This is a genomic window from Pacificibacter sp. (genome assembly GCF_039769035.1).
Classification (GTDB): domain Bacteria; phylum Pseudomonadota; class Alphaproteobacteria; order Rhodobacterales; family Rhodobacteraceae; genus Celeribacter.
This window is the reverse complement of record NZ_JBDMZG010000005.1, coordinates 1-11,749: the sequence shown is the minus strand read 5'-3', so window position 1 is coordinate 11,749 and position 11,749 is coordinate 1. Positions and strand designations below refer to the sequence as shown.

Annotated in this window: 12 protein-coding genes and 1 pseudogene; 3 read left to right on the top strand and 10 right to left on the bottom strand. The window is 54.5% G+C overall.

Annotated features, from left to right (window positions below):
• Positions 1 to 116 precede the first annotated feature (116 nt).
• The 3 genes from ABF287_RS00300 to ABF287_RS00290 form a co-directional block, all read right to left on the bottom strand.
• Entirely contained in the window at positions 117 to 602 is a 486-nt protein-coding gene (locus tag ABF287_RS00300) for a cytochrome b/b6 domain-containing protein (protein ID WP_347183029.1), read from the bottom strand.
• A gap of 41 nt (positions 603 to 643) precedes the next feature.
• The gene (locus tag ABF287_RS00295) at positions 644 to 1,549 is read right to left on the bottom strand and encodes a VOC family protein (RefSeq protein ID WP_347183028.1); all 906 of its coding nucleotides are present in this window, start codon (positions 1,547 to 1,549) and stop codon (positions 644 to 646) included.
• Positions 1,550 to 1,630: 81 nt separating this feature from the next.
• Positions 1,631 to 2,059, bottom strand: a complete 429-nt coding sequence (locus ABF287_RS00290) for a DoxX family protein (protein ID WP_347183027.1) — start codon at positions 2,057 to 2,059, stop codon at positions 1,631 to 1,633.
• Between the two features lie 124 nt (positions 2,060 to 2,183).
• On the opposite strand from ABF287_RS00290, the gene ABF287_RS00285 reads away from it, so the two are divergent.
• Both ABF287_RS00285 and ABF287_RS00280 read left to right on the top strand, forming a co-directional pair.
• Entirely contained in the window at positions 2,184 to 3,080 is an 897-nt protein-coding gene (locus ABF287_RS00285; protein ID WP_347183026.1) for a LysR family transcriptional regulator, read from the top strand.
• A 128-nt stretch (positions 3,081 to 3,208) separates the two neighbouring features.
• A pseudogene (locus tag ABF287_RS00280) lies at positions 3,209 to 4,246 on the top strand (Atu2307/SP_0267 family LLM class monooxygenase).
• Between the two features lie 77 nt (positions 4,247 to 4,323).
• Here ABF287_RS00280 and ABF287_RS00275 read toward each other — a convergent pair.
• The 5 genes from ABF287_RS00275 to ltnD all read right to left on the bottom strand — a co-directional run bounded on the left by ABF287_RS00275 (position 4,324) and on the right by ltnD (position 8,795).
• Positions 4,324 to 4,992 carry an NAD(P)H-binding protein gene (locus ABF287_RS00275; protein ID WP_347183025.1) on the bottom strand — a complete coding sequence of 223 codons (669 nt, stop codon included), beginning with the start codon at positions 4,990 to 4,992 and terminating at the stop codon, positions 4,324 to 4,326.
• 212 nt (positions 4,993 to 5,204) lie between these two features.
• Positions 5,205 to 5,978 carry a TIM barrel protein gene (locus ABF287_RS00270; RefSeq protein ID WP_347183024.1) on the bottom strand — a complete coding sequence of 258 codons (774 nt, stop codon included), beginning with the start codon at positions 5,976 to 5,978 and terminating at the stop codon, positions 5,205 to 5,207.
• On the bottom strand, positions 5,975 to 6,625 hold the full coding sequence (locus ABF287_RS00265) for an aldolase (protein ID WP_347183023.1): 651 nt from the start codon (positions 6,623 to 6,625) through the stop codon (positions 5,975 to 5,977). Before ABF287_RS00265 ends, ABF287_RS00270 begins: the two co-directional genes overlap by 4 nt.
• A complete protein-coding gene (gene otnK / locus ABF287_RS00260; protein WP_347183022.1) occupies positions 6,622 to 7,890 on the bottom strand; it encodes a 3-oxo-tetronate kinase in 1,269 nt (422 codons plus the stop codon). Before otnK ends, ABF287_RS00265 begins: the two co-directional genes overlap by 4 nt.
• Positions 7,887 to 8,795, bottom strand: coding sequence for an L-threonate dehydrogenase (gene ltnD / locus ABF287_RS00255; protein WP_347183021.1), 909 nt, complete (start codon positions 8,793 to 8,795; stop codon positions 7,887 to 7,889). Before ltnD ends, otnK begins: the two co-directional genes overlap by 4 nt.
• A gap of 143 nt (positions 8,796 to 8,938) precedes the next feature.
• Between ltnD and ABF287_RS00250 the strand changes: the two genes are divergently transcribed.
• Positions 8,939 to 9,886, top strand: a complete 948-nt coding sequence (locus ABF287_RS00250; protein ID WP_347183020.1) for a 2-hydroxyacid dehydrogenase — start codon at positions 8,939 to 8,941, stop codon at positions 9,884 to 9,886.
• Positions 9,887 to 9,959: 73 nt separating this feature from the next.
• Here ABF287_RS00250 and denD read toward each other — a convergent pair whose 3' ends face one another.
• Positions 9,960 to 10,925: a D-erythronate dehydrogenase gene (denD, locus tag ABF287_RS00245; protein WP_347183019.1), complete on the bottom strand. Its 966-nt coding sequence runs from the start codon at positions 10,923 to 10,925 to the stop codon at positions 9,960 to 9,962.
• A gap of 20 nt (positions 10,926 to 10,945) precedes the next feature.
• Positions 10,946 to 11,749, bottom strand: an 804-nt coding sequence (locus ABF287_RS00240; RefSeq protein ID WP_347183018.1) for a fumarylacetoacetate hydrolase family protein, incomplete at its 5' end; no start/stop codon positions are given.

Sequence of the window (11,749 nt, the reverse complement as noted above, 5' to 3'; positions counted from 1 at the left end):
GTGGCAAAGAAAATACGGCGCATGGTCTGTTCCAATGGATCGTTACTGTTGATTTATGAGCGCGGCGGCACTGTCTGACCGTCGCCGCGCTCTGAAGTCTTGCGATTGTGCTGTGGTTACATCATCCGGCGCAGAGTGCCGTCTTTGCGCACGAACTGGTTGAACAGCGCCGCTGCGGCATGGGCCAAAGCCAAGGCAAACAGCAAGATGTTGAAGTAGAAATGCAAATCACCCAATGGCGCGACACCATTCCATGTCATCCCGCCCGTGATCACCATCGCAATCAAGGTCGCATAGAGCGCGCGGTGCATCCATGTGGCGATCTGTGCCTGCATCTCAGGCGTGCCTAGCGCATGGTCAGGAACCCCGTGACGCATACGCAAAACCAAACGCGCCAGCACAGATAGGAAAATCGCGGACCCGATGCTGACATGCACCAATGCCATGGTCATATCGCCGTCCACGGGCGTGCCACCGGTTTGCATCGCTTCGATCACCCGCACGATCGGTTCGTTCAAGGACCATTGCGCAAGGATACCCAGCACAACAACCCAATGCAGAATTTTCTGAGCGGGATGGTAGGCTTGTGGTGAAACAGTCATAGCGATCTCCTTTCGTGTGAAACGTTTAGGGGGGCACGCGCTTACTGCGCGCGCACCGTCATTGCGACGCCAGCAGGATCGCGGCCTTGCCACCCGTCCTGTATCCGTGACAACGACGACTTCTCTACATAGCTTGTATCGTTGGTGAACAATTCATAGCGGATTAGGCCAGCCATATCTTTTGGCATGGCTGGACGATGTGGACCCGCCCAGATGTTCATCGCCAAGCGGTGCGTGTTGGGCGCGCCTGCACTCATGTCCGCAAAGCCCCAGTTGTGCAGCGTCAAGTGACGTGCAAATCCAAGCGTTTCAAACCAATCCAAAGCAGGTTCGATATCGGCCACTTTAAAGTGCAAATGCGCAAGATACGTATCGTCGTCCAAAGGTGCCATAACGTCGGCCCCTTTTGCAGCGGCCAGCTCAGCGCGCACATCCAAAGGCCCGCGCCCGCTGTGCGGATTGCCGTCAACGTCATATAAAACGAGCGTTTGTGACATGTCGCCATAGCGGCCAAAGCGCTCAGGCGTCTCATAGGTGATCTCGATTTCCAAACCATCTGGATCATGCAGATACAGCGACTTCGCCATCAGGTGATCCGTCGGTCCGACCTGTACATTCAAGTGAATCAGCCGTGCGAGCACCCGTGAAAACTCAGCCTGTGTGCGCACGCCAATCGCGACGTGATACATGCCAGTGTAAGGTGCAGCGACTGGTTTCTTTGCGCCACCGTGCAACACAATCAACGTCTTGGCTGAGGTGCCAAGGGCCACGCCATCGCCCGCATGATCACGCTCAATCAGACCCAAAGCATAGGTCCAGAAGTCTACGGAACGTTTCAGATCTGTGACCTGCAATTCAACAACACCCCATGACAAACGGTCTGTCTGTGGAGCCTCTGTGGTGGTTGGGGTCGCTGTCGGTGTTGGGGCAAGGGATACTTCAGTCATAATCGCATCAAAGAAAAAATAAAGGTCTATGCGCGCCCCGTTGTTTCAAACAAGGCGCGCAAAGTTAGGTTTGGGCAGGGTTTAACCGCGCGGCGCGATGGGCGCCTTTTTGCTGCGACCCCAGATGACAAAGGCAGCCAGTGCGAACAAGATGGCGTTCATCGGCAACACTTCGAACTCACCGCGAACTGTGTGCACGCCAGCGGCCAATACCATGATCACGGCCAAACCGGCTGCGGCCAGTTTCGTCAGATCCGGCATAATGCGTGTGGCGGTGGGCAAGATCAGGCCCAAAGCGCCGGCCACTTCGGCCAAGCCAATCAATTTGATCAAGGCGACAGGTGCGTTTTCGGCCCACATCATCCCCATAGCTGCCAAGTCAGCCGGTCCAGACATCAGCTTCATAGAGCCCGCCATCAAGAACATCGCTGCCAAGGCCGCTTGTGCCACCCAAAGACCAATGTTCCAACGTTTGCCAGTTGTGTGTGTGTTTGTATCAATCGTAGTCATGCGTTTCACTTTTTTGAATGCCCAACTGGGGTGCTTATTTGTTTACTGACCTACAATTAAAGGTTTCCATTTAGAAGATCATCAGTGCATTAATGAAAGCACCATTTACTCAGGGTTGATAATCATGGACACTCTTCTAAGCCTGCGCGTCTTGTCCGCGGTCGCCGAACACAAAAGCTTTTCCGTCGTGGCCGACCGCATGGGGTTGTCTCCGGCAATGACCAGTAAACATGTGCAGCACATCGAGGCGCATGTTGGTGCACGGCTACTGAACCGAAACAGTCGCAACGTGAGTGTGACCGAAGCAGGCGCACAGTATTTGCGAACGGTCCGCCCTTTGCTTGAGGGCTTAAGCGAAGCCGAAGCGCAATTGACGGCGGACGCGCTGTCTCCACGCGGTAGATTGCGGCTCTCAATGCCCGGTTGGATGGAAAACCCAGCCTTTGCGAACATCTTGGCGGCCTACCACGACCAAAACCCGCATGTGACATTTGACCTCGACCTAAGTGGGCGCAAAATCAACATGGTCGAAGAAGGCGTCGATCTCGCCCTGCGCGTTGCGTTTAAGCTGGACGAAGGGCTGATCGCACGCAAATTGGCCGAGGTAACATTCCAATTGGTGGCCGCGCCTGCATTCCTCGACAGGTTTGGTCGCCCCCAGTCTGTAGACGAACTGGATGACGCGCCCATGCTCGCTTATACTCAAGTTGCCGCAGATGGGCGGGTGAAATTTGGCGGTTCTGACGGGGTTGATATCAAGTTCAATCCTATCTTGGTCAGTGGCAACGAAGGCATTCTGCAACAAGCCGCCATCGCGGGCATGGGATTTGCCATGCTCCCCAATTGGGCCACACAAAGTGATTTGGCAGAGGGCAAACTAGAAGCCGTGCTGCCCGAAATCGCGTGGCCGAAATTGCAAATTCAAGCGATCTATGCGGATCGAAGCTATCTGCCCGCCAAGGTGCGCAGCTTTCTGGATTTCTTAGCAGGTCCAAACGGGCTCTCCGCCGCACTCAAATAAGTTAAGACCAGATCACCTCTGCGTCTGCACGCACCGTGCCAAATCACACCACTCGGGCGCACCGAGCGGAACCATACTGAGACAACGCATCAGCGAAGTGTCATCGCCACCACAAGATTAGAACAACAATGGAAATCGGAATTGATAGCTTCGCAGCGTTTTTGCCCGAAGTTAAAGATCAGGCCTTTGTGCCTGCGGCCGAACGGATGGAAGCCTTGCTCAATGAGGTCGAAACAGCGGACCGCGTCGGGTTAGATGCTTTTGGCATTGGAGAGCACCATCGCGCAGAATTTCTTGACTCGGCCCCTGCTGTCATTCTGGCGGCTGCCGCGGCACGCACCAAAAACATCCGCTTGAACAGTGCGGTTACGGTTCTCAGTGCCGCTGATCCCGTGCGGGTTTTTCAAGATTTCGCAACGATTGATCTTATCTCGAAAGGCCGCGTTGAAATTGTCGCCGGACGTGGATCATTTGTAGAAGCCTATCCGTTGTTTGGCTTCTCAAAAAGCGACTACGACGCTCTGTTTGCCGAAAAACTGGATTTGCTTTTGAAGCTGCGCGAAGAAACCCATGTCACGTAGCGCGGCAAGTTTCGCCCTGCTCTGACAGGTCAGGGCATTTACCCCCGCCCCGTTCAGGACAGGCTACCAATTTGGTTGGGCGTTGGCGGCACCCCTGCCTCATTCGCACGCGCGGGCGCTTTGGGCCTCCCTTTGATGATCGCCATCATCGGCGGAAGCTTCGCGCGGTTCCGCCCCCTGATCGACCTATATTACCAAGCGGGCGCAGCAGCTGGACACAAGCGCGAAGACCTTAAAATCGCCGTGCAGGCCATGGGCTTTGTCGGCGAAACCGACGACGCAGCACGAGATGCCTTTTATCCTGGCTGGGAAAGCGTGATGAACAAAATTGGCGCCGAGCGTGGATTTCCGCCCGCCAGCCGCGCGCAATTCAACGCGATGTGCGGTCCTGAAGGTGCGTTTCTTGTCGGAAGTCCGCAAACAGTGCGCGACAAAATGATTGCGGCCGATCCAGTCATGGGCGGCGTGTCTCGCATCACGTTCCAAATGAGCACCGCCATGCTTGAACCTGCTGGGATGCAGAAATCTATCACACTCTTGGGAACCGAAGTCGCACCCGCCGTCAGAGACGTGTTGGGCCGCTAAAAAAAAGCGATGGCGAGCGATCATCGACATCGCCCGCCATGGTTTTGATTTCACTGAAAAGCGTGCATTTTGCGCATTTACCCAAGAGAGATAATAGGCGTTTTTCCGTGCAACTCGTCACGATCCACCGCATCAACCAACCACTGCGCGACAGTTTCGCGGCCGATTTGCATCGATTGCTTGGGCTCTAGTTTGCCGTCCACCAGATAGCTTTCGGTCACGTTGCCAGCCTTGTCCCCAAGGGCCACAGCACGTCCTACAGTCCAATCCAACCCTGACGCTGCCAAGGCCGACTCGACACCTTCGTGATCGCGGTAGGCCACGCCCAAGTTGGTCTTTCTGATAAACAGCTTAAAGATCCAAGGAGCAGCGGCGAAGCTATCGCCTGCACCTGAGGCCCCTAGCTGAACGACACGGCGAACCCCGTTTGTCTTCATCGCAGCGATAATGTTGGCAAAACAATCCGTCAAAAGCGTGGGCGAATTGACGATTTTCGCAAATGGGGAATCCTTGGCACGCGCATTATTCATCGTTGCGATGACGGTGTCACACCCTGCAATCGCGGCTTCAACATCCGCCAAATTCTCAGGCGTCCCTGAGAAGACCGTGAGATTGTCGTCACTTTGAGTGACGGCCTCTGGGCGTCGCGCCAACACATTGACCGCCCATCCTGCCGCCAAAGCTTTATCAATGACGTGACGGCCTGTCCGACCTGTACCACCCAGCACAAGAACGCGTTTTGCCATTGGATTTCCTTAAGGTTCAATTCGAATACAAGTCTCAGATAGAGACTGAGGTCTGCACCGTAAAGGAGGCAACGATTTGTTCCTAGGTTACGCGAGAGTAACCACCTTCCAAACATTCGCTAGATACGCGAACAGGCGGCAATGTCACGGGGCAAAAAAATGGCGCCCCAATTTGGGACGCCACGATAAACTCAAGCTCGAGCGCTGCTGATTTACGTCGCTTTCATCCGCAATGTTTCCATCCAACCGAGCGTATCACGCGTGTCACCAATCGGTTTGTATTCCGCCCCGAGTGGCGCGGTATATCCAAGATCACGAATGACGCTGAAGACATGCGCATAGTTAAGCTCGCCATTATCAGGCGCACCACGATCAGGAACAGATGCAAATTGAATGTGGCCAATCATCGGCAGCAAAGCTTTAAGCCTGTGGCCAATGTCGCCCTCCATCAATTGCACATGATAGCAATCAAACATCAGTTTTAGATTGGCACGATCGACGGCCGCGATGATCTGTTTTGCGTGTTCCGTCGTCGACAAAAAGTAGTCTGGCGCATCATATGCATTCAACGGTTCGATCAAAATCGTGATGTTATGCTGCGCAGCATTTTCACAAGCGTACTGCAGATTTTCAACGAAACACTGCTGTGCTTGTGCCCCCTGCGCAAACCCCGCCATGACGTGCACATTTGGCACATTCAAAGCCGCAGCATAGGTGATTGCCTCATCAATTGCTGCGCGCGCGTCCACCTCGCGGCCGACCAAAGCAGACAATCCATTCTCGCCCTTTGAGGTATCACCACGGCGCGTATTGAGACCAAGCATGGGAAGTCCAGTCTCGGCCAAAGCCTCAGAAATATCTTTTATTTCAAAATCATACGGCCAATGACATTCTACAGCTTCAAACCCTTCGGCCTTTGCACAACGGATCGCTTCGGGCAACGTGCGATCGTTCCAGAGAAACCCTAGGTTGGCTGAAAACTTCATTCGTCCCACTCCACGTCAAATTTTTCGACCACTTGTCGGACCTGCGTCTCTGTCAAAATATTCGCCTTCATGCTGCGCAGCATAAACGCAAGCTTTGCGCTTTCCTCAAGCTCTTCGATAGCGTTGCACGCCGCCTCAATATCCTTGCCTGCAACGACAGGTCCATGATTGGCAAGCATTACCGCAGAACGCTTTCCAGCCAGCCCGCGCACTGCCTCACCCATTGCAGGATCGCCCGGCAAAAAGAATGGCAAAAGCTTCACCTTGCCCAACTTCATGATCGCATAGGGCGACACGGGGGGGATGAAATTATCGTGGTCCGCGTCCGGCAACATCGAGAGCGCGACCGAATGACAAGAGTGCAAATGAACGACCGCACCAGCCGTTGAGCGTGTATCATAAAACGCGGTATGAAGCGGCATTTCCTTCGTCGGTTGATCACCATGCACGAAGCGACCTTTGGCATCAAAACGGCTAAGCTTGGACGGATCTAACCGCCCAAAGCTCGTGCCTGTCGGAGACACCAAAAGCCCGCCATCTTCGGTGCGTGCTGAGATGTTTCCAGTGCTGCCACCAGTCAGACCGCGATCAAACAACGATTTTGCAAGCAAACAAATCTGGTCGCGCAGCTGTGTTTCACTGCTCATGATGCTTCCAATGCGTTCAAGGCGTCCGTGAAAAACGTCTCGCTTCCAAAGTTACCTGATTTCAAAGCGATAGCGATTTCATGGCCAGCTGATGTTGCGTAGCACCAAGGCACACCAGGCGCGATTTCCGCACCAATCGCCAGATCAGAAATGCCCAGCGCCTTTGCAACAGCGCCCGAGGTTTCACCCCCCGCAGCAACAATGCGGCGAGCACCTTGGGTCCGTGCAACCACAACCAATTGCGCCAAAGCGTCTTCGACAACTGCGCCAGCGCGTGCGGTCCCCAATTCCTGTTGTGCCGCGCGCACTTGTTCTGGCTCAGCTGAGGCATAAATCAATGGCGCCTTGGTAAGATCTTGATCCGCCAACCAAGCCAGGGCCACGCCCACACCATTGGCTGCCAAATCAATTGGATCAAGCTTGAGGCTCGGCGCTTTGGCGGCATAGTCGGCAACCTGAGCGCGCGTCATTTGCGAACAACTGCCCGACACAATAATTGTTTCTGCTGGCAAGTCAGGCGCGCTCACTTTTGGTGCATCTGCAGGCAACAACCCTTGTTCAACATAGATCTTCGGCAAAGGCATCGCGACCGCACTGCCACCCGTCATCAACGGCATGTCCCAACAGGCACGCGCAATGGTCTCAAGATCCGCATCAGCAACTGCATCAACAACAACATGAGCCGTGTTTTCAGCACGCAATGCCGTCAGTTCGCTGCGCAGCATTTCAGCGCCTTGTGCCACGACGCGCTGCGCAGCAAGACCCACAGGCTTTGTCACTTGAGGGGCCAAGAGGCGCATCAAATTGCTGTCAGTCATAGGTGTCAGCGGATGATCCTTCATCGGGCTTTCCGCCAAAGGCTGCTGCCCCACAAACAGATTCCCCATATAAATAGAGCGACCGTTTTCCGGAAACGCAGGACAGTAAATCGTCTGATCGGTGCCAAGGTCTTGCATCAAAGCTTCCGCCACAGGGCCGATATTTCCCTCTGGGGTGCTGTCAAACGTCGAACAATATTTCCAAAAGAAATGTTCCGCCCCTGCTGCTTTGAGCCAAGCCAGTGCCGCACGACATTCGGCAATAGCTTCGTCAACCGGAGACGTTCGGCATTTCAGCGCAATCACTTCAAACGCATCTGTTTCTTCTGGCGGATCGGAAGGCACCCCAAGGCGTAGGCGCACAGCAACACCCGAGCGAGACATAAGACCCGCCAAATCTGTTGCCCCAGTGAAATCGTCGGCAATACATCCAAATACTGTGCTCATGATTTTGGCTCTGGCAATGTTACGTTAGATTGAGCTGCATAAACTTTTGTGATCGCAGAGTCGTCTTCAAGACCCAGCCCCATGCCTTGCGCAGTGAGATAGATTTGCAAAGCCGTGGACGCGAGCGGCGTCGAAAACTGAGAACCGCGTGAAATGTCTTGAACGATTCCCAAATCCTTTGGCCAAATGTTGATCATGCTTGACGGGCTGTAATCGGCGACAGCCATTTTCGGGCCTCGGTGTTCCAACGCCCAGCTTGTACCGGCAGATTTACTGATCACATCGACCATCATTTCTGGATCGATCCCTTGAGACATGCCAAAGGTCATAGCCTCAGCACAGGCAGCGATTTGCACGCCGACAAGCAGTTGGTTCACCGCTTTCATCGCCGAACCCGCACCAGCACTATCGCCCAGTTTGAAAACATTCGAGGCAATGGCATCAAGTGTCGGACCAAGCTTTTCATATGCCGCATCACTGCCAGAAGACATCACCGACAGTTCGCCACTTGCAGCGCGGCCAGTCCCGCCAGATACCGGCGCATCCAAGTAAAGCAAACCGATCTCGGCGCAGCGGCGTTCCATGTCGCGCGCGAACTCTGGTGCCACGGTGGCACATGATAGGATCGCAGCACCTGAAGGCATCTTAGGCGCAATGCCATCTGGTCCAAACAAAACAGATTCAGTTTGCGCTGCATTCAAAACAATAACGACCACGGTATCTAGATCGCCCGCGACCTCGTCTAATGTACCAGATGCGCCGCCTTCAGCTTGGAACCGCTCGACTTGCGCGGGGTTGATGTCAAAGCCATGAACAGTGTGGCCCGCGCGCAGCGCAGACTGGGCCACGCCAAAACCCATAGACCCTAATCCAATGACGCCGATTGTTTGTTTTGTGTCGTTCATGTTTGCCTCGATTGATGAAATTGCACAGCCCAATTTCGTCTCGATCTGAATGGGCTCTTGAATTTGGTATACCAAAATGCATATTCGTATGGCAACGCTCAATTTGCGCACGTTATAAATACAATTTTGAAAGGGCATTCTAAATGACCGATACACCACTACTTATTCTTGGCGCGGCCTTTTCAGATGAAGAGCGCGACCGTCTTGAGGCCGCGCATAGTGCGGTCTATGCCGCGTCGCATGACGACATTGCAGTCCTGTCCGAAGACAGCCGCGCGTCCGTGAAGGCGCTCGCGTTTAAAGGCCACAACCCTCTTGGCGGGGCAACCATGGACCTGTTGCCAAACCTTGGGTTGATCGCCAACTACGGCGTTGGCTATGACGCGATCAACGTCGAAGACGCCTCAGTACGCGGCATCAAAGTCACCAACACGCCCGACGTTTTGAACGATGACGTGGCGGATTTGGCCGTCGGCATGATGATCGCGCAATCGCGCAATATGGTGGAAGGCGATGCTTGGGTGCGCTCTGGCAAATGGGCCACGGGAGAAAACCTGCCGCTCAATCGCAAGATGTCTGGCTCCACCGTGGGCATCGTTGGTTTGGGCCGTATCGGTCGTGATATTGCCGACCGTTTGGCGGCGTTCAAGATGGACATCCACTACCACGCGCGCTCTGAAAAAGAGACGCCAGGTTGGACGTTCCACAGCGATGTGGTGTCGTTGGCTTCGGCTGTGGATTACCTTGTCATCGCGCTTGTGGGTGGCAAAGCAACCGAGAAATATGTCTCGCGTGAGGCCATCGCAGCACTCGGCCCGCGCGGCGTGATCGTCAATATTTCACGTGGCAGCACCATCGACGAAGAGGCGTTGATTGAAGCGCTTGAAAACAACACCATCGCAGGTGCGGGCCTTGATGTGTTCAACGACGAACCCAAAGTGGACGAGCGGTTCTATGCCTTGGACAATGCCGTTTTGCAGCCGCACCAAGGGTCAGGCACGGTAGAAACCCGCCGCGCCATGGCGGAATTGCAGCTGGCCAATATTACGGCGCATCTGAGTGGCACCGACCTTTTGACACCCGTCAACTAAACGCATTTCAACTGACGAAAAGGGCGCCTCAATCGGGCGCCCTTTTGCATGTCTAGGTCCTATCGCGACAGGATCAAGCGTTTGGCTGATCGTCTTCAATGTAGTAGCGAATGTTGTCTTCAAAGCTCGCATCCGCCGTCAATCCAAGCGCGCGCGCTTTGGCGGTGTCGATCTTGAATTGCCAGCCTTTGGCGATGGCCCAAACGGCCTCATCCTCCTCATAAGTGATCAATTTCTCAGGCTCAGGCCCCGCCACAGCCGTCATCGCGTCGATCATTTCGCCGATGGTCAGGTTTTGCCCCGGCATCGTCATGCAGCGATTTTTGCCAAAGTCTTCGGCTGGAATCTCCGCCCCTTTGATCAAGTTCTCAATGCATTTGCGCGGTGACAGATAGAAATGTGGGAAGTCGCGGCTGACCGGACAGTTCGACGCAATCCCATTCAGCGGCTCGCGGAAAATCGATGACATAAAGCCCGAAGCCGCACGATTGGGTTTGCCCGGTCGCACAGAGATCGTCGGCAAGCGGAACCCGCGCCCGTCAATCAAGCCACGACGCGAATAGTCATTGACCAACAGTTCGCCAATCGCCTTTTGCGCGCCATAAGACGTCTGTGGATTGAGCAGCGTTTGATCCGTAATCACATCCGGCAAATCACCGCCATAGCATGCCACAGAAGAGGTAAAGACAACCACGGGCGCATGCGGCAAAGCGCGGCAACGTTCCAACACATTCAGCGTGCCCATCATATTGATCCGCATGCCCAAATCGAGATCCTCTTCGGCTTGGCCAGACACGATGGCGGCCAAAAGATAGATCACATCGGTATCGTCTGAAATCAACGCGTCCACTTGAGACGCATCGGAAATATCACAGGTGGCAACCTCAATATCGAAAGGCGCATCCACCACGGGCGGGTCAACAATGTCTGCAAGCACAAGCTGATCGATTGATTGCCCCCGCAACGTCCCACGTGCGGCCAAAGATTTTGCCAGTTTTTGACCGACAAAGCCGCCGCCCCCAAGAATAAGAACCTTCATAACCTGTCTCCCTAATTCAATTATAGCAGCCCGCGTTTCGCGAGATTGCGCATCAGTGCCGAAGTGCCAAAAGTCCAAGCAGGGCATTCGGTTGACAGACGCACGGTGTTGGTGAGCGTCCCAAGATTGGGCTCAGATATCTTCACGACATCGCCCATTTTATGGGTGAACCCCTGCCCTTTGGTGTCGCGATCTTGCACAGGGGCAAACAGCGTGCCGAGGAACAAGAAAAATCCGTCAGGGTATTGATGATGCCGCCCAATGGTTTGATCGACGATGCTTTGCGGCGTGCGAGAGATTTTGTTCATGGAGGACTGACCATCCAGAACAAAGCCGTCTTCGCCTGTGACGTTCAATTTCAACTCAGCGTTTTGCACGTCCTCCATGCCAAAGCTGTCATCAAACAGGCGCACAAATGGCCCGATGGAACAGGACGCATTGTTGTCTTTCGCCTTGCCCAAAAGCAAGGCAGACCGCCCTTCGACATCGCGCAGGTTCACGTCATTGCCCAAGGTCGCGCCCACGACTTTGCCCTTAGACGTCACGGCCAAAACCACTTCGGGTTCAGGGTTGTTCCAGCTTGAAATAGGATGCAGTCCAACAGACGCGCCCCAGCCAACCGCACCCATGGGCTGCGATTTGGTGAACACTTCGGCGTCAGGACCGATGCCAACCTCAAGATACTGCGACCACAGGCCTTCGGCTTGCAGGATCGCTTTGACTTCCATGGCTTTTGGCGATCCTGGCACAATGCCTGACAGACTATCGCCAATGCTGGATTTCACTTTGTTGCGAATATCTTCCGCCAGATCTGCATTGCCTGC

Excerpts from the sequence above, each read along its gene's own strand:
- ABF287_RS00300 (WP_347183029.1), bottom strand. The coding sequence starts at position 602 with ATGACTGTTTCACCACAAGCCTACCATCCCGCTCAGAAAATTCTGCAT.
- ABF287_RS00295 (WP_347183028.1), bottom strand. The coding sequence starts at position 1,549 with ATGACTGAAGTATCCCTTGCCCCAACACCGACAGCGACCCCAACCACC.
- ABF287_RS00290 (WP_347183027.1), bottom strand. The coding sequence starts at position 2,059 with ATGACTACGATTGATACAAACACACACACAACTGGCAAACGTTGGAAC.
- ABF287_RS00285 (WP_347183026.1), top strand. The coding sequence starts at position 2,184 with ATGGACACTCTTCTAAGCCTGCGCGTCTTGTCCGCGGTCGCCGAACAC.
- ABF287_RS00275 (WP_347183025.1), bottom strand. The coding sequence starts at position 4,992 with ATGGCAAAACGCGTTCTTGTGCTGGGTGGTACAGGTCGGACAGGCCGT.
- ABF287_RS00270 (WP_347183024.1), bottom strand. The coding sequence starts at position 5,978 with ATGAAGTTTTCAGCCAACCTAGGGTTTCTCTGGAACGATCGCACGTTG.
- ABF287_RS00265 (WP_347183023.1), bottom strand. The coding sequence starts at position 6,625 with ATGAGCAGTGAAACACAGCTGCGCGACCAGATTTGTTTGCTTGCAAAA.
- otnK (WP_347183022.1), bottom strand. The coding sequence starts at position 7,890 with ATGAGCACAGTATTTGGATGTATTGCCGACGATTTCACTGGGGCAACA.
- ltnD (WP_347183021.1), bottom strand. The coding sequence starts at position 8,795 with ATGAACGACACAAAACAAACAATCGGCGTCATTGGATTAGGGTCTATG.
- ABF287_RS00250 (WP_347183020.1), top strand. The coding sequence starts at position 8,939 with ATGACCGATACACCACTACTTATTCTTGGCGCGGCCTTTTCAGATGAA.
- denD (WP_347183019.1), bottom strand. The coding sequence starts at position 10,925 with ATGAAGGTTCTTATTCTTGGGGGCGGCGGCTTTGTCGGTCAAAAACTG.